Origin of the sequence: Lysinibacillus sp. JNUCC-52 (assembly GCF_015999545.1) — a bacterium.
Lineage (GTDB): Bacteria > Bacillota > Bacilli > Bacillales_A > Planococcaceae > Lysinibacillus.
This window is the reverse complement of sequence record NZ_CP065546.1, coordinates 2,381,750-2,399,357: the sequence shown is the minus strand read 5'-3', so window position 1 is coordinate 2,399,357 and position 17,608 is coordinate 2,381,750. Positions and strand designations below refer to the sequence as shown.

The following is a 17,608-nucleotide window of genomic DNA, read 5'->3' as shown; positions in this document are numbered from 1 at the left end:
CTAACACTTTTTCCTTTTGTCTTAGTTGCAATACACTGGAGCAATATTGCTTTTAAAGCCCTGCATTTTTTGCAATAATCATCTTCATCACTTCGTTTGTGCCAGCGTAGATAGACATAACAGGTATATCACGATAACGTCGTGCTATTTTATATTCCTCCATATAGCCGTAACCACCGTGTAACTGCATGCACTGGGTAGATATCTCTCGAGCATTTTCGGTAATCCAATATTTTGCCATCGAAACCTTTGTCACAACATCTTTGCCAGCTATATGTTCCTCGATTAAAGATTCTAAAAACGTTTTACCAAGCTCTACTTTTGTTGCCATTTCGGCAATTTTAAATTGTGTATTTTGGAAGTCACTAATGGATTTTCCGAAAGCTTGACGTGATTTCACATAATCAATTGTTAAAGCAAGCATATCTTCAGCTGCCGATTGGGCTGCGATTGCTACAGCTAGACGTTCCTGCTGAAGCTTTTCCATCATGTAGGTGAAGCCTTTTCCTTCTTCACCTAATAAATTTTCTACTGGAACACGACAGTCCTCAAAAAATAGTTCGGCTGTATCTTGTGCATGCATGCCTACTTTTTCGAGTTTACGTCCCTTTGTAAAGCCAGATGTCCCATCCTCAATAACGAGAAGGCTAATTCCGCGATGTTTTTTCTCCGCCTGGGGGTTCGTTTTGACCGCGACAACGACTAAATTTGCATGAATGCCATTTGTAATAAAGGTCTTTTGACCATTCACAATATAATGATCGCCATCTCGAATAGCGGTCGTTTGTATATTCGCTAAATCGGAACCTGTTCCTGGTTCTGTCATTGCAATTGCTGTAATAGTTTCACCTGTGACACACTTAGGTAGCCAGCGTGATTTTTGTTGGTTTGTTCCATAGGCCTCAATGTATGGAACAACGATATCATTATGCAAGCCGACACCGATAAGACTTGAACCTACCCGTTCTAGTTCTTCTTGAATAATGACACCGAAGCTAAAGTCTAACCCGAGGCCACCATATTGTTCTTCTACTTGTGGACATAAATAACCTAATTGTCCAAGCTTACGCCAAAAATCAAGCGGGATAAGGCGATCTTTTTCCCACTGTTTATAATGTACCTCAGCTTCTTCAGCTAAAAACTTACGGAACGTTTTGCGGAATAACTTATGTTCTGTTGATTCAAATTTATACTTCCCCATTTGTGGTAACACCCCTTTATTTGCTCGTTTTTGCATGAATTTTCTAGTTACTCTTTAATGTTACTGAAATATTGTTCAAAATAAAAGAGCTTTTAAAAATACGATTTCTAGCTGTAATGCTATAATCACTATGAATATATGAAAGTAGAGGACCATTATATGGCAAAAATAAGCATGGGCGTTCTTTTTATAGGTATATATAGTGCTTTAACATTTTATTTGGGGTGGGGCATCAAGCAATGGCTAGTTGCGATGAATTGGTTTTACTATCCAATTGTGTATTGGCTATTACTTTATATTATTTCCTTTAGTGTTGTTATAGGAAGGTTACATGAGTCTTTACGAGTATTTTCAGTAATAGGTAACTATTGGATGTTTATTTTTGAATATGGCTTATTGCTTTGTTTAACAGTACAAATTGTTATGTGGTTAACGCCATTCAACAATATTCGCATGATAGGAAGTTTTGCTATCGTTATATTTTTTGTACTGTGGGCTGTTGGTACATATCTGGCATATTCTCCGATTGTACGTAATTTGGAGATTACAATGGATAAAAAAGATAGTGAGTTATCGTCGTTGCGAGTTGTTATGGCTTCTGATTTTCATTTAGGTGTGTTATCAAATAAAAAGCATTTACAACGTTTTGTAAATTTATCAAATGAAGTGAAGCCTGATATTGTTTTTTTGGCAGGAGACATTGTTGATGATGACCCAAAATGGTTTGTGCAGGATGGAATGGCTGACGTAATGAAACAGCTTAAGGCGACTTATGGTATATATGGTGTGCTTGGTAATCACGAATATTATGGAAAGAAAATTCCTGAATTTGTAGAAGAAATGAAAAACGCTGGTGTGGAAATTTTACGAGATGAAACAATTCGTGTTGGGAATGCGTTTATAGTAACAGGCCAAGAAGATATTACGAATAAAGAAAGGCAACCACTCGATGCTTTAAAATTGAACGATCATTTGCCTTGGTTTGTGATGAATCATACACCAGATGATTTAGTAACACCAGCGCAAGCAGGGGTAGATTTCCATATGTCTGGTCATACGCATAAAGGACAACTATGGCCAAATCAATATATTACGGCACGTGTTTTTGAACTGGATCATGGTTATAAGATGAAGGGACAAATGCATACACTTGTTTCATCAGGCTTTGGATTTTGGGGACCACCAATGCGTATAGGTAGTCGTTCTGAGCTATGGGTAGTTGATATTACTTTTCAGTAAAAGAGGTAGTATATGAAAAAAGAGTAGCTTATAATAAGTTGGTGCGTTCAAAAAACGGTTATCGCCAAGTATTTATGTTTTTGACATATGGAAAGGTATTCGGATTGTGAAAGAAGTATACAGCAGCTTTATTCAACATGTGTAGTATCCAATAAAGGCTGACTGTTTCCAACTGAGGCTATTATAAGTATGAGGTACTAGGGAGCCTACGTAATTACCTCATAATTGGCGTCTATTGTAGTAGCTTCATTTTCCGCACAAAGCACAAAAGAAGAATAAAGTTAAAAGGTAAGGTGACAATGTGGATATATTAGAATTATTGAAGGCACTTATTTTAGGCTTTGTCGAAGGGATGACAGAGTTTGCACCAGTATCTTCTACAGGTCATATGATTATTGTAGATGATATGTGGTTAAAGACAGAGGAGTTTTTAGGAAAGTATCCAGCGAATACTTTTAAGATTGTTGTTCAGTTAGGCTCGATATTAGCGGTTGTAGTGGTCATGTGGAAGCGTATGCTAAGCCTAGTGGGTCTATACAATATTAGTGGACAATCAAGATCAATGAAAGGTCGCTTTAACTTAATGCATGTCATTGTCGGTATGCTACCAGCAGTTGTATTAGGTTTTGCGTTCAAAGATTTTATTGATGACCATTTATTTAAAGTAGAGCATGTTATTTATGCATTAGTAGCAGGGGCAATTTTAATGATTGTTGCTGATAAATTTGCACCAAGAAAGCCTAAAGTCGAATCATTAGATGATATTTCTTATGGCATGGCGTTTAAAGTAGGTTTAGTACAGTGTTTATCATTATGGCCAGGATTTTCTCGTTCGGGTGCAACGATTTCAGGTGGTGTCCTTTTCGGGATTAGTCACCGAGTAGCTGCTGATTTTACATTTATTATGGCTGTTCCGATAATGGCGGGTGCAAGTCTTGTTTCAGTATTGAAAAACTGGGATACCCTTTCGATGGATTATTTAGGGTTCTATGTAGTTGGTTTTATTAGCTCTTTTGTATTTGCATTACTATCCATTAAGTTTTTCTTAGCTCTTATTTCAAAAGTAAAACTGATGCCATTTGCGATTTATCGTTTAGTATTAGCTGCTATACTAAGTATTATTATTTTCATGTAAATGTAAAAAGTCACTCATTTGTCACAATAATGAGTGGCTTTTTTTGTGAACGTAGCACTATCCCTTCGGTTAGTGATTATAAAAATAGCATCATTCACTAATTTTTAACAATATATAGCTATTAATTAGATAAAAGGGATTATTAAAATAGTGATAATGAGTGTCAATAGGTATCGAAATAGATAATTTTTACTGAACTATTGTATCTATTAATAAATACACTTTATAATTAATTATAGATAGATTGCGTACGAAAATGGAATGGCACAATATATTATTTTATGGGGTGGAGAAATGTTTCAATTTAGGAATAGACCTAAACAAAATACAATTGCAATGAATGATGTGTCAAATACAGGTGTATCTATTCAAGATAAGGAACGTTTGCTACAGCTACAACTCGTCAATTTAACAATACAAGATTTACAGTTAATAAAAAGTTTAAAGCCATATGTGGAGCAAAATGTTGTGGAAGTGGTTGAAACATTTTATAAAGCTGTAGAAAGTGTACCAACTTTACGAGAAGTTATTCAAAAGCACAGTTCGAGCGAGCGCCTTCGCCAAACGCTGCGCCATCATATTATTGAAATGTTTGAGGGACGAATCGATGACAACTTTTTAGAAAAGCGTCGCAGTGTAGGAAAAATGCATGTAAAGATAAATTTATATCCGAAATGGTATTTAGCTGCATTTCAAAACTTAGAAAAATCTTTACGGAAAATCGTCTATAATTTGCATTTATCAAATGACGAAGAAGAAAAGTACTGTGATGCAATTAGTAAAATGTGTAATTTTGAACAACAAATTGTTTTGGAGGAGTATAACAACTACTCTAATTTTATTGTTGAGGAGCAACGAAATAGTATTCGTTCACATGTAAAAGATATTGTTGGTGGAATTTCAACACAGTTAGAAGCCCAGTCTCATGATACGAATGAATCAGTAATGGAGCTTATTTCTAGTACGAAGCAAGTGAATACTTACTTAAAGGAAAGTCTTGATGAAGCGAAGACGATGCAAAAGGTTTCATCCGAAGGTTATTCAAAAATTGTCTTATTAAACGAGCAAACTGGAAAAATTAATGATAAGACTGCTGAGATGGCGATTATGGTGGAGGAGTTAAACCATTCTTCTTCAAAAATTAATAAAGTAATCGAGATGGTGAAAAGCATTTCTGGACAAACAAATTTATTAGCATTGAATTCAGCAATTGAAGCTGCACGGGCTGGAGAACATGGAAAAGGTTTTGCAGTTGTAGCCGATGAGGTACGTAAGCTGGCAGATCAAACGAAAGAATCAGTGGAACAAATTGCAGATTTAATCGGTATGTCTAGCGGGATTACGAAACATGTTGTTCAGGCGATCCAAGAAATACAAGAGCTCGTAAATAATAGTATTGAGCAAAATTTGAACTCATTAAAGGCATTCGATGCGATATCTGGCTCAGTTGAGGGCTCTATCGTAAACTTTCAAAATGTCGGTAGTCAAATAGCTGAGTTGGCTACTGTAATTGAATCCATTGGTGAATCTTCGGAGGAACTAGAGCGTGTTGCAAGTCGTCTTGATACGACGATTAAAGATTTTTAAGTAAATTTCAATAGAGCGTACTTCAAAAGTTTTCGATAGACACTTTCTGCGCTCAGTATACAGAAGCGGCACTTCTGTTTGAAATGGATATAAATAACATTTAGCAACCGTAAAAAGGATGAAAACGGCAAGTTGCAAGAAGTTGTGCTTCTTGATTACGGCTGTTCTCAATGTGAACTATGCATACAAATAGTGCATAGTTTTTTTTATGGAAAAATCGTTGGAATGGAGGGTAAAGAATTATGAAAAATGGATAAAATCTCATTATTGAAGGATAAAATTACGGATATGAGGGATAGATTCAGATAAAGTAAAAACTGATCATTTATTATTGTGGGAAATGCAAATATCGAATATAAAAGCTTGCTTGTGACGTTAGCTTATTAGTGTTACGCTAAAGGCAAAATGGGGAATTGACTTAAAGGGGTGTTGGAATATGAAAAAGAAATTATTTATTACACGAAAATTTCCAGCTCAGTTTGTTGAGCCTTTAGAGGAGTATTATGATATAGAACAATGGGAGGAAGAAGAAATCGTTATTCCGCGAGACAAACTTTTAGCAGCGGTAGCAGATTGTGAAGTATTATGGGTAACGATTGCAGACCAAGTTGACGAAGAATTACTAAAACACGCCCCCAATTTAAAACTAGTGACAAATCTAGCAGTTGGTTTTAACAATATTGATATACTAGCATTGCGCAAAAGAGGCATTATGGCAACAAATACGCCAGGCGTCTTAACAAATACGACAGCTGATTTAGTATTTGGCTTATTGCTAGCAACAGCACGTAGAATACCAGAAAGCGAGCGCTATTTACGTGATGGTAATTGGAAAAGCTGGTACCCAATGCAGTTAGTTGGTAAGGATGTGTCGGGTTCAACGATTGGCATTATCGGCATGGGACGTATCGGTCAGGCTGTGGCGAGACGTGCGAAGGGCTTCGATATGAAAGTTTTATATCATAACCGTAGACGTCGCCATGAAGCAGAAGAAATGTATGGTTTTCGTTATGCTACTCTAGAGGAGCTTTTAACAAAATCTGATTTTGTTGTTATAATGACCCCTTATAATAGCGATACAGTTGGGTTAATAGGCGCGAAGGAACTTGCCTTAATGCAGGAAGATGCAGTATTGATTAATGCTTCTCGCGGAGGAATCATTGATGAAAATGCCCTTTACGACACGTTAAAAAATGGCAAGCTATGGGCTGCGGGGCTAGATGTTTTTGAACATGAACCAGTTCCATTGGACCATCCACTTTTAACCTTACCAAATGTTGTTGCGCTTCCGCATATCGGTAGTGCATCGTTAAAGACAAGAACAGCTATGTTAATGCTTAATGTCAATGCACTTATGGCATATGGAGAGGGTAAACCAATTTCGAATAGAATTGACTAACACAATTATAGTTTGCTCATACTCAGCATGCTACAACCTGCACAATAAGATCAAGATTGAATAACGTAGACGCATAATCTAATGGATTATGCGTTTTTTTGTACTAAATAGAATTTCATTTAAGTGAATTTTTTTCATAATATATTGAATATTTCGCTTAAATATATTATATTATTCACAATTATGAAAAATAGGGGGTGGAGTAGTGAATATAGGGATGGAAATAAAGAAATTAAGGACTGAAAAAGGAATTACTTTAAAGGAGTTAAGTGAAAAAAGCGAACTTTCTGTTGGATTTTTGTCTCAATTAGAAAGGGGTCTTACTACGATAGCAGTCGATTCACTAGAAAAACTAGCTGCGATTTTGGAAGTACATTTAACCCATTTTTTTGATTATCCACATAACAAAAAAGATATCGTTTTAAGAAGTTATGAACAAGAAATAATAGACGCGGTAGAAGGCGGCTTTATTAAGTATAGTTTAAGTACAGACTTGGAAAACAAACAACTTGTGCCACGGCTTATCGAAATACTACCTCAAAAGAAAAATGAAGAAATATTATCCTATAAACATGAGGGTGAAGAGTTCATTTATGTTTTAGAGGGGATTTTAACGGTTTACATAAATGGTAAGAGCTATGACGTGTATCCTGGTGATAGTATTCATATGGATTCGAAAATTGCCCACAATTGGGCGAATTACACTAATAAAAAGGTGAAGCTCATAGCTGTTAATACGCCAAATTTCTATGGGCATAATACGATCGCTTCTACTAAATAAAGACTTTAATTTAAGTTAATAGAAAGTGAAAATAGAAATGGATAAATTTGTATTGCTTGTAATTGGCTCCTTTTTTGTAATCGGATGTATCGATTATATGACTGGGAATCATTTAAAACTAGGTAGGAAATTTGAAGAAGGCATAAAAACTATGGGGCCTCTAGGGCTAGGGATGATAGGTATACTATCTTTAGCACCTCTATTAAGTAATTTTTTATCCGCTAAGATTATTCCAATATGTAAAGTATTACATTTAGATCCTTCAATCATACCTTCAGCATTCTTTGCTGTAGATATGGGGGGCTATCAAATGGCGGAGAAGCTAGCAATAACTGAGGAGATGGGCACCTTCTCAGGCATTATCATTGCTTCTACTTTAGGAGCTACGATTAGTTTTTCCATTCCAGTCGCTTTAGGAATGCTTGCAAAAGAAGATGAGAAATTCTTTTCTAAAGGTGTTTTGGTTGGAATTATGACTATACCGATAGGATGTCTTGCGGCAGGATTATGGCAAAATATAAATATTAAACTATTAGTGTGGAACTTGGTACCTATATTTATGTTTGCGATTATTTTAGGTATTGGATTATTAAAAGCACCTCATGTGTTTATAAAAATATTTAATCTATTTGGTAAGCTTATCATGAGTTTAAGTGCTGTAGGATTACTTTTACAAGGTATAGAGGTAATATTTGGTGTAAGGCTTGTTTCAGATTTAGCACCTCTATCTGAATCTATGGTTATAGTAGGGAAAATCGCCTTTATTTTAGCTGGTGCATATCCTATGCTAGAAGTGATTAATCTAATTTTTAAAAATAGGTTTGAAAAAATAGGGAGGAAATTTGGCATTAATTCTGCATCGGTAGCAGGTATTATCGGTAATTTAGCTAGCAATTTATTAATTTTTGGCACATTCAAGGATATGAATTCTAAAGGGAAAGTTGTATGTACTGCTTTTGGGGTAAGTGGAGCGTTTGTATTTGGTGGCCAATTTGGATATGTATCAGAAGTAGCCCCAGAAATGTTAGGCGCGTTTATCGTTTCGAAGCTTACAGCAGGTTTAATTAGTATAGTACTAGCCTTATGGTTATATGATCGAGAAAATAAAAAATTTAATATTAAAAATGTTGGAGGTACTAGGAATGAATATTAGAGATAGAGTTGAAAAGTTAAGAAAGCTAATGCAAGAAAATCATATGGATGCTTATATAATTCCAAGTTTTGATGCACATCAGAGCGAATATATAGCTGACTATTGGAAATGTAGAGAATGGATTTCAGGTTTCACAGGGTCTGCTGGGACAGTAGTAATTACATTAAACGATGCTGGATTATGGACAGATGGCAGATATTATATTCAAGCTGAAAAGCAGCTTGAAAATTCAGGAATAAGATTATTTAGAATGGTAGATCCAGGGGTACCGTTTTATTCAGAATGGCTAGCAGATGTTCTAAATGAAGGAAGCATTGTAGGCTTTGATGGAAATGTATTTTCAATAGATTTAGTTAAAAAGATGGAAGAAGATCTAAAAGGGAAAGGTATCACGTTAAAAATGGATCAAGATTTAATAGGTAGTCTGTGGGAAGATAGACCAGAGATTCCTAAAGGGGCGATTTTTACTCATGACGTGAACTACGCGGGGCAATCACGAGTAGAAAAAATAAATGAAGTAAGAGCCATAATGAAAAATAAAGGAGCAAATTATTATATTTTAACTTCCCTTGATGATATTGCCTGGCTTTTGAATATAAGAGGTAACGATGTACCTAATAATCCAGTGGCGATAGCGAATGTAGTTGTAGCACAACATAAATGTTATTTATTTATTGATTCGAGCAAGGTTCCCGCTTTAGTAAAATCGGAATTAGAGGCAGAAGGAATTGAGTTGAAAGAAAATAATGATTTACAAACATTCTTAAAATACCTTTCGGCCGAAGATGTCGTGCTTTTAGATCCAAATAAAACAAATATCGGATTATATAATGCCATTAACGAAAAAACAAAGAAACTTGAAAGTCCTAACATTACAACGCATTTAAAAGCGATTAAAAATGATGTGGAAATAAAAAATTTAAAATGGTGTGAAATAAAAGATGGTTTAGCTATGGTGAAATTTATGAAATGGCTAAAAGATTCTGTAGAACAGGAAGAAATTACAGAGATTACTGCAGAACAAAAATTAGAAGATTTCAGAAGAGAACAGGAAGGTTTTGTTGGGCCTAGCTTTGATACGATTGCAGGTTATAAAGAACATGCAGCAATGATGCATTATAAAGCTAACCAAGAATCGCAATATACGCTTAATAATGAAGGTCTATTTTTAATTGATTCAGGCGGACAATATTATGATGGCACAACAGATATTACAAGAACGATTGTTTTAGGAAAACTAACTGAGGAACAAAAAAGAGATTATACTTTGGTGTTAAAAGGCTTTATTGCATTAAGCTCAGTAAAATATTTATACGGAGCAACAGGCGCTAACTTAGATGTTTTAGCAAGACAACCAATTTGGCAGTATGGCTTGGATTATAAATGTGGAACAGGACATGGGGTAGGCTTTTTCCTAAATGTTCATGAAGGACCACAAAGCATTCGAAATACGAATCATGTTACATTAGAAAAAGGCATGATTGTTACGAATGAACCTGGAATCTATCTTGAAGGTAAATATGGAATTAGAATTGAAAATATGATGTTAGTAGTTGAAGACGAGAAAACAGAATTCGGACAATTTATGAAGTTTGAAGCAGTGACATATTGCCCTATTGATTTGGCAGGGATTAATAAAGATATGTTAACAGAGAGTGAAAAACAATGGTTAAACAATTATCACCAAGAGGTTTACACAAAGCTAGTTCCATATTTAAATGAAGAAGAAAGTGCATGGTTAAGAGAAGAAACGAAAGAAATATAAGCGAAGTGCCTAAGTGAAGTGCCAGGCACACAAACAATTTCAAACAATTTCAAACAATTTGAGTTAAAAGAAGGGTTGCTTGATTCTTATAAAGAACAAGCAGCCCTAAAATCAACTATATTTTGAATAACCATGCTAAATGAAATGCAACAAAACTGCAACGACAGAGAAGAGTACGAGCTTTGTTTAGCTCGCCTTAATCTGTTAGAAGTACTGAAGATGACAGGAAACATCTTTGTGACTAGATATGTCTAGTTGCTACTTATTGAACATATCAAATAGTCCACCAATACCACCTTCACCTGCAGATTGTCCGCCACCACCTTGTGAAATCGGTGCAGCTGCAAAGACACGACTTGCTAATCGGCTAAATGGTAATGATTGGACCCAAACAGTACCAGGACCGCGCAAAGTTGCGAAGAAGATTCCTTCACCACCAAATAGTGCAGTTTTCACGCCGCCAACCATTTCAATATTGTAATCAACGTCAGAAGTCATTGCTACTAAACAACCTGTATCAACACGCAATACTTCGCCAGGCTGTAAAGTTTTTTGATGAATGGCGCCCCCTGCATGTACGAAAGCCATTCCGTCACCTTCAAGCTTTTGCATAATGAAGCCTTCCCCACCGAAGAAACCTACGCCGATTTTTTTCTGGAATTCAACTCCAACTGAAACGCCTTTAGCAGCAGCTAAAAAAGCATCCTTTTGACAAATGATTTTTCCCTTTAATTGACTTAAATCCATAGGGATAATTTTCCCAGGATAAGGTGATGCAAAATAAACATGGCGTTTTCCTGAACCAGCGTTCGTAAATGTTGTCATAAATAAGCTTTCGCCTGTTACAAGACGTTTACCTGCTCCAAGTAATTTCCCCATAAAACCGCTTTGAGAACTTCCTCTTGAGCCGTCACCAAAAATTGTTTCCATCTGAATAGCATCATCCATCATCATTAAGGCTCCTGCTTCTGCAACTACTGTTTCTTGCGGATCAAGTTCCACCTGCACATATTGCATGTCATCACCAAATATTTTGTAGTCGATTTCATGGTTATTCATAGTGTAATTCCTCCAATATCATTTATTGTTATTGTATACGATTATTAGTCAGGATAGTTTCATTGCGTAATTAATAATTTTAGAAATAAAGGGAATAAGATAGAAAATGTCGAATATAAAACACTAGAATGTGTATTATTTATCTTTTCGCCAGTTGTTTCTATATAGTGAAGAAAGTATGCACTAACTATATATAATTGCTGGACAAAGATAAAACCTTTGGCAAAAATCACCGATTTTTTCACCAACATTGCTTCAAGATGAGATTAATGCTCAAGAAGGTTCTTTAAAATGAAAATTCGGAATTTTGACACTTTTAGCTGCATAAATGTAATCCTATGCGCATAAGGAAGCAATAGCGCAGATATTTTCTGTAGCGAAAGAAAAAGATACGTTGAAAGCCAAAGCATCATAGATTTATCAGGGGGTGTTTGTAATGGAAATTAAAAACTATATCGGTGGTAAATGGGTTACACATTCGCATTTACAAAGTATAGCAGTGACAAATCCTGCAAATGGAGAGCACTTAGCGTCAATACCACTTTCCACTGCAACTGAAGTGATGGAAGCGGTAAATGTAGCGAAGGCTGCGCAAAAACAATGGGCACTTGTGCCAGCACCAAAGCGTGCAGATTATTTATATGCCATCGGTCAACGGATGAAGGAAAAGAAAGAATATTTGGCGACCGTTTTAACAAAAGAAATGGGTAAGGTGATTGAAGAAGCAAGAGGAGAAGTACAGGAAGGGATCGATATGGCTTATTATATGGCAGGGGAAGGGCGAAGGTTGTTTGGGGAGACAACACCGTCTGAGCTTGCCAATAAATTCGCCATGAGTGTTCGCGCACCCATCGGTGTAGTAGGTCTAATAACACCGTGGAACTTCCCTGTTGCCATCGCTACGTGGAAGTCTTTTCCTGCTCTTGTGGCGGGCAATACGTTTATTTGGAAGCCATCTAATGAAACACCAATGATGGCATATGAAATGGGGAAGATTTTTGAGGAAGTGGGCTTACCAGAAGGGGTAGCAAATATTATTTTTGGTACAGGGCCTACTGTTGGTACAGCATTAATTGAGCATCCTGATGTTAAAGTGATTTCGTTCACTGGTTCTACCACAACGGGAAGTAAGGTGGCGGAACTTGGAGGGAAGCATTTAAAGAAAGTTTCACTCGAAATGGGCGGGAAAAATGCTGTAATTGTCATGGACGATGCAGACTTACAGCTTGCTACTGAAGCGATATTATGGAGTGCATTTGGTACAGCAGGTCAACGTTGTACAGCATGTAGTCGTGTCATTGTGCATAAAGATGTAAGAGAAGAATTAGAAAACCGTCTACTAGAAGCAATGCAGTTTTTAACTATTGGAGACGGTTTAGATGAAAGTGTAAAAATTGGTCCAGTAATTAATAGAGCAGCATTAGAAAAAATTAATCATTATGTACAAATTGGTAAACAGGAAGGTGCCACATTATTAACAGGAGGCAAAATTTTAAATGAGGCTCCTTATGATAAAGGGTTTTACTATGAGCCGACACTGTTTACAAATGTAAAGCCACATATGATTATAGCGCAGGAAGAAATTTTTGGACCAGTCGTCTCTCTTATTGAAGTTGCAAGCTTAGATGAAGCAATTGAAGTCAATAATGGTGTGAAATTTGGCTTATCAAGCTCTATTTTCTCACAAAATGTTAATACGATTTTCCGCGCTCAACGAGATTTAGATACAGGTATTGTTTATATCAATGCAGGTACGACAGGAGCAGAAATCCATTTGCCATTCGGGGGAACGAAAGGAACAGGAAATGGACATCGAGATTCTGGGGTAGCAGCATTGGATGTTTACACAGAATGGAAGAGTATTTACGTTGACTACAGCGGCAAATTACAAAGAGCACAAATCGATACAAAGTAACAGATCTATGAAAGGGGATGTTCATGATGAAAGTTGTTGTATTAGGTGCAGGATTGATGGGGAAAGAAGTAGCTCGTGATTTAATAAAAAATAACAGTGTTGAACGTGTCTTTTTAGGGGATATCGACGTAAATGTAGCTCAACAGTTTGTAGATACATTAAATACAGATAAAGTTGAAGTAGTGGAGTTGCATGCGGAAAATGATGAGTCATTAACATCGGTAATTGCAAAAGGTAATGTTGTTGTAAATGCATTGTTCTATTCATTTAATGAACGAGTAGCAAGGGCAGCAATAGAGGCGGGTGTTCATTCCGTAGATTTAGGGGGACATATCGGTGGTGTAACTGAAAAGATTTTGGCATTACATGAAGAAGCCAAGGCAAAAGGTGTGACTATCATACCTGATTTAGGTGTAGCGCCAGGTATGGTGAACATATTAGCAGGCTATGGGGCAACAAAATTAGATGAAGTCGAATCTATTAAACTGTATGTAGGTGGTATACCTACAGAGCCGAAGCCACCTTTGCATTATACGCGCGTCTTTTCTCTTGATGGTGTATTTGACCACTATACTCAGCCTTCTAAAATGATTCAAAAGGGTAAACTTGAAGAAGTTCCATCTTTATCAGGAATTGAACCTATTTATTTCGATGGTTTTGGTGTGCTTGAGGCATTTTATACATCGGGTGGTATTTCCACTCTTTATAAGACATTCCCAAATGTCCACACATTAGAATATAAAACGATTCGTTATAAGGGGCATGCAGAGAAATTTAAATTATTAGCAGACTTAGGATTTTTAGATGCTAGTAATAATGTAGAGCTGGAAAATCAAGAAGTGCCTGTAAGAGCGGTTGTCAGAGAGGCGCTGAAGAAAAAACTTGAACTTGGAACAAAGCCTGATGCGGTGCTATTACGTGTCATTGTTGCAGGTGAAAAGGCACAACAGCAAGTCACATATGAATACGAAATGGTCGTACGTAAAGATATGACGGTTAATGAAACAGCGATGGCTCGTGCAACAGCAAATACAATTTCGGTAGTAGCACAAATGATTGGCGATGGGCTTATTACAGAACGTGGGGTTTTTGCTCCAGAAACGATTGTACCAGGTGAGCCGTATATTAAAGAAATGGCAAAACGTGGTGTTGTCATTAAGGAAACTTCTCATAAGTCTGCAATGATTGTGAAATGGTAGGTGAAGGCCTTGAATTTCGAATTTACAACAGAGCAGGAAATACTAAGAAAAACTGTGCGCCAGTTTGTTGATGATGAAATAATGCCGCATATTGCAAAGTGGGATGCACAGGGAAGTTTTGATGCAACCATTTGGTCAAGGCTTGCTGAGCTTGGATTTATGGGTGTATGTGTACCTGAAAAGTATGGTGGCAGTGGCATGGATTATAATGCACTTGCTATCGTTTGTGAGGAACTAGAACGAGGGGATACAGCTTTTCGAACGGCTGTATCCGTCCATATAGGTTTAAATAGTATGACGTTAATGCAATGGGGCACTGAGGCACAAAAACAGCAATACCTTGTGCCACAGGCGAAAGGTGAACGTATTGGCGCATTTGGGCTGACTGAGCCTGGTGCAGGTTCTGATGTGGCGGCAATGACTACGACGGCTGTACGCGATGGTGATTTTTATGTATTAAATGGCCAAAAAACATGGATTTCCTTATGTGATATAGCCGACCACTTTATCGTCTTTGCCTATACAGACAAATCGAAAAAGCATCATGGTATTAGCGCCTTTATTGTTGAACGCTCAATGGATGGCTTTTCATCCAAGGCGATTAAAGGGAAGTATGGCATTCGGGCAGGTAATACAGGAGAACTTTTTTTCGAGGACTTGCGCATTCCAGTAGAAAATCGTTTAGGTGAAGAGGGAGAAGGCTTTAAAATTGCCATGTCCGCACTGGATAATGGTCGCTTTACAGTAGCAGCGGGTGCAGTTGGCCTTATTCAAGCGTGTATTGAGGCAAGTGTGAAATATTGTCATGAGCGTGAGACATTTGGCAAGCCGATCGGGGAGCATCAACTTGTCGGTCAAATGATTGCTAAAATGGAAGCAGGCTATCAAATGAGTCGACTACTTGTTTATAGAGTTGGAGAGTTGAAAAATAACGGTATTCGCAATACAAGAGAAACTTCGTTGGCAAAGTGGCAAGCTTGTGATTTTGCCAACAAGGCAGCGGATGATGCACTGCAAATTCATGGCGCATACGGCTACTCAGATGATTATCCTGTTGCGCGTTATCTTCGTAACTCTAAAGCGCCAGTAATTTATGAAGGAACACGAGAAATTCATACGATAATGCAGGCGGATTATGTACTTGGCCGACGAAACGATAAGCCGTTAGCAAAAATGTTACCTAAATGGCCATTTGATGAGTAAATAAGAGACATTGATATCGACAAAGGGCATCAAGAGTAATTTTCTTGTTGCCCTTTGTCATTTTTTTTAGGTGTTTTTTTAGGTGTCAGGCACTCACACAATTCTCACACAATTCTCACACAATTTTATGTAATGGGAAGAAAAAAATTTACGAAGACTCCTGTGGAAATTGCTAGTTCGTAATAGAAATCAACGGCAGTAGCCATCTACAGTGTGAGCTGAACTCCATAAAATAAATATTTTACCAACCTTTATTTAAATGCCACAGTAAGATATTTATAATAAAGTAGAATGTTCTTCCAGAATAAGCGTATTAAGTGGATTTGAATTTCGGAGAAAGGAATCTTTGTATATGTCTAAAATGGTTAATATGCTTTCTATATTATGGCTCCTTAAAACAAGGAAACAATTGACTGCAAAGGAGCTAGCTGAAGAATTAGAAATCAGTATCCGCACGGTATACCGTTATATTGATGCTCTCTGTGCAAGTGGGGTACCAATCATTTCAGATGCAGGGCATAACGGTGGGTACAGTTTACTGAATGAATTTACAAAGGCCCCTTTATTTTTTAACCAGGATGAGCAGAAAGCGCTTGTACACGCTGCAAAATTTGCAATAGATGCTGGGTATCCTTTTAGTGAAACTTTAGATGAAGCTATTTCTAAATTGAAAATGTATACAAACGAGGAACAACTGAATCATATAAATAATCATTTAAGAGGATTTGAAGTTATACATCCGACTGTTGCACCTTCTTTAAAATCTATTCTTCAAGATTTAGAAATGGCTGTTGCAGACAGTTATAGTGTAAATATCGTTTATCTTAAAGAAAGAGAGATTGAACCTCAATCTCGTTATATCGACCCTTATGGTATTGTATATTGGAAAAGTAAATGGTACACAGTAGCTTATTGCCATTTGCGGAAAGAAGTGAGGAGTTTTAGAATGGATCGTATTCAATCATTGTCCAAAACAGATCAAAAATTTGATCGGCCTTTTGGGTTCTCCGCACGTTCTTACTTTTTAAAAGACCTTTTACCTGATTCGAATCAGCTTGATAAACTCGTTTCAGTCCGTATCGAAGGTAATGCACATGTGCTAGATGATTTATGTCAGCATTGGTTATTCAATCATGCTTTAATAGAACGAAAAAATAATCAGGCTCTTTTTAAGGTTGATAAAGAGTCCATTCATAGTTTTGTACCTTACTTTCTTCTCCCTTATGGTAAATCACTTACTATTTTGGAGCCAACTTTATTACAGGAACAATTGGCAACTATTAGCTTTGAGATATTCAAGCATTATCAAAATACTTCACTTCACTGACCGTAGTTGTCAGTGAAGTTTTTTTATACTGTAAATGTTCAAAACAAAATTATTAGGAGGTATAAAAATGATGAATGATTTAAAATATCAATTTTTTATTGCAGGTACACCTGAGGAAGTTTGGAAAGCACTTATCTCTCCTGAAGGTACAAAACAAATTTATTATGGTTCTGTCATTAACTCTACATTTCAAGTTGGTGACCTTTTGGAATATGTCGGTCCAGGTGTAGATGGAGATAAAACAGTACATGTATATGGCAACGTATTGGAATATGAACCAAATCGCTTACTACGTTTTACTCACTATCCTGGAAAGTCTTATGTAAAGGAAAATAAAGCATTGGAATCAAGAATTTCTTATCTTTTAGAGCCTGTTGGATCATGCACGAAATTGACACTTATTCATGACCAATGGAAAGAAGGCGATGCCTCCTATGACAACAGTGACATAGCTTGGTGGATGATTTTAAGTAATACAAAAACTTTAGTAGAAACAGGTAGCACGCTAGATTTTGGTGAAGGTTTATAAGAGGAGAAGTAAGGACAGTCCTTATTAGCAACCATTAATAAATAATCCATTTTGATAATATTTTTATCAAAATGGATTATTTTTATTTACCGACATGCTCCTCGAAGTTTTGTTTC

The 17,608-nt window shown here is 36.6% G+C and carries 14 protein-coding genes; 12 read left to right on the top strand and 2 right to left on the bottom strand.

Translation table 11 applies throughout. The features are described 5' to 3' along the window. Nucleotides 1-52: 52 nt before the first annotated feature. Nucleotides 53-1,201, bottom strand: coding sequence for an acyl-CoA dehydrogenase family protein (locus JNUCC52_RS11850; protein WP_337980030.1), 1,149 nt, complete (start codon nt 1,199-1,201; stop codon nt 53-55). 159 nt (nt 1,202-1,360) lie between these two features. Between JNUCC52_RS11850 and JNUCC52_RS11845 the strand changes: the two genes are divergently transcribed. The 7 genes from JNUCC52_RS11845 (at nt 1,361) to JNUCC52_RS11815 (ending at nt 10,260) form a co-directional block, all read left to right on the top strand. After that, nucleotides 1,361-2,440, top strand: coding sequence for a metallophosphoesterase (locus JNUCC52_RS11845; RefSeq protein WP_337980029.1), 1,080 nt, complete (start codon nt 1,361-1,363; stop codon nt 2,438-2,440). A gap of 301 nt (nt 2,441-2,741) precedes the next feature. After that, complete coding sequence (locus JNUCC52_RS11840; RefSeq protein ID WP_139860048.1) at nt 2,742-3,575, top strand: undecaprenyl-diphosphate phosphatase; 834 nt, start codon at nt 2,742-2,744, stop codon at nt 3,573-3,575. A 294-nt stretch (nt 3,576-3,869) separates the two neighbouring features. Beyond that, nucleotides 3,870-5,162, top strand: a complete 1,293-nt coding sequence (locus JNUCC52_RS11835) for a globin-coupled sensor protein (protein WP_337980028.1) — start codon at nt 3,870-3,872, stop codon at nt 5,160-5,162. Nucleotides 5,163-5,598: 436 nt separating this feature from the next. Further along, nucleotides 5,599-6,561 carry a 2-hydroxyacid dehydrogenase gene (locus JNUCC52_RS11830; RefSeq protein ID WP_337980027.1) on the top strand — a complete coding sequence of 321 codons (963 nt, stop codon included), beginning with the start codon at nt 5,599-5,601 and terminating at the stop codon, nt 6,559-6,561. 205 nt (nt 6,562-6,766) lie between these two features. Continuing rightward, nucleotides 6,767-7,342: a helix-turn-helix domain-containing protein gene (locus JNUCC52_RS11825; protein WP_228134352.1), complete on the top strand. Its 576-nt coding sequence runs from the start codon at nt 6,767-6,769 to the stop codon at nt 7,340-7,342. Nucleotides 7,343-7,379: 37 nt separating this feature from the next. Next, entirely contained in the window at nt 7,380-8,495 is a 1,116-nt protein-coding gene (eutH, locus tag JNUCC52_RS11820) for an ethanolamine utilization protein EutH (protein WP_337980026.1), read from the top strand. Then, nucleotides 8,485-10,260 carry an aminopeptidase P family protein gene (locus JNUCC52_RS11815; RefSeq protein ID WP_337980025.1) on the top strand — a complete coding sequence of 592 codons (1,776 nt, stop codon included), beginning with the start codon at nt 8,485-8,487 and terminating at the stop codon, nt 10,258-10,260. The genes eutH and JNUCC52_RS11815 overlap by 11 nt, the downstream gene beginning before the upstream one ends. A gap of 258 nt (nt 10,261-10,518) precedes the next feature. Here JNUCC52_RS11815 and JNUCC52_RS11810 read toward each other — a convergent pair whose 3' ends face one another. After that, nucleotides 10,519-11,319: a TIGR00266 family protein gene (locus JNUCC52_RS11810; protein WP_173478742.1), complete on the bottom strand. Its 801-nt coding sequence runs from the start codon at nt 11,317-11,319 to the stop codon at nt 10,519-10,521. Between the two features lie 436 nt (nt 11,320-11,755). Between JNUCC52_RS11810 and JNUCC52_RS11805 the strand changes: the two genes are divergently transcribed. From JNUCC52_RS11805 to JNUCC52_RS11785, 5 genes are all read left to right on the top strand, one after another. Continuing rightward, complete coding sequence (locus JNUCC52_RS11805; RefSeq protein WP_173478741.1) at nt 11,756-13,234, top strand: aldehyde dehydrogenase family protein; 1,479 nt, start codon at nt 11,756-11,758, stop codon at nt 13,232-13,234. A 26-nt stretch (nt 13,235-13,260) separates the two neighbouring features. Continuing rightward, nucleotides 13,261-14,433, top strand: coding sequence for a saccharopine dehydrogenase family protein (locus JNUCC52_RS11800; protein WP_173478837.1), 1,173 nt, complete (start codon nt 13,261-13,263; stop codon nt 14,431-14,433). 9 nt (nt 14,434-14,442) lie between these two features. After that, nucleotides 14,443-15,636, top strand: coding sequence for an acyl-CoA dehydrogenase family protein (locus JNUCC52_RS11795; RefSeq protein WP_173478740.1), 1,194 nt, complete (start codon nt 14,443-14,445; stop codon nt 15,634-15,636). Nucleotides 15,637-15,988: 352 nt separating this feature from the next. Then, on the top strand, nt 15,989-16,963 hold the full coding sequence (locus JNUCC52_RS11790; protein WP_337980024.1) for a helix-turn-helix transcriptional regulator: 975 nt from the start codon (nt 15,989-15,991) through the stop codon (nt 16,961-16,963). Between the two features lie 70 nt (nt 16,964-17,033). Beyond that, nucleotides 17,034-17,492, top strand: coding sequence for an SRPBCC domain-containing protein (locus JNUCC52_RS11785; RefSeq protein ID WP_337982218.1), 459 nt, complete (start codon nt 17,034-17,036; stop codon nt 17,490-17,492). Nucleotides 17,493-17,608: the final 116 nt, after the last annotated feature.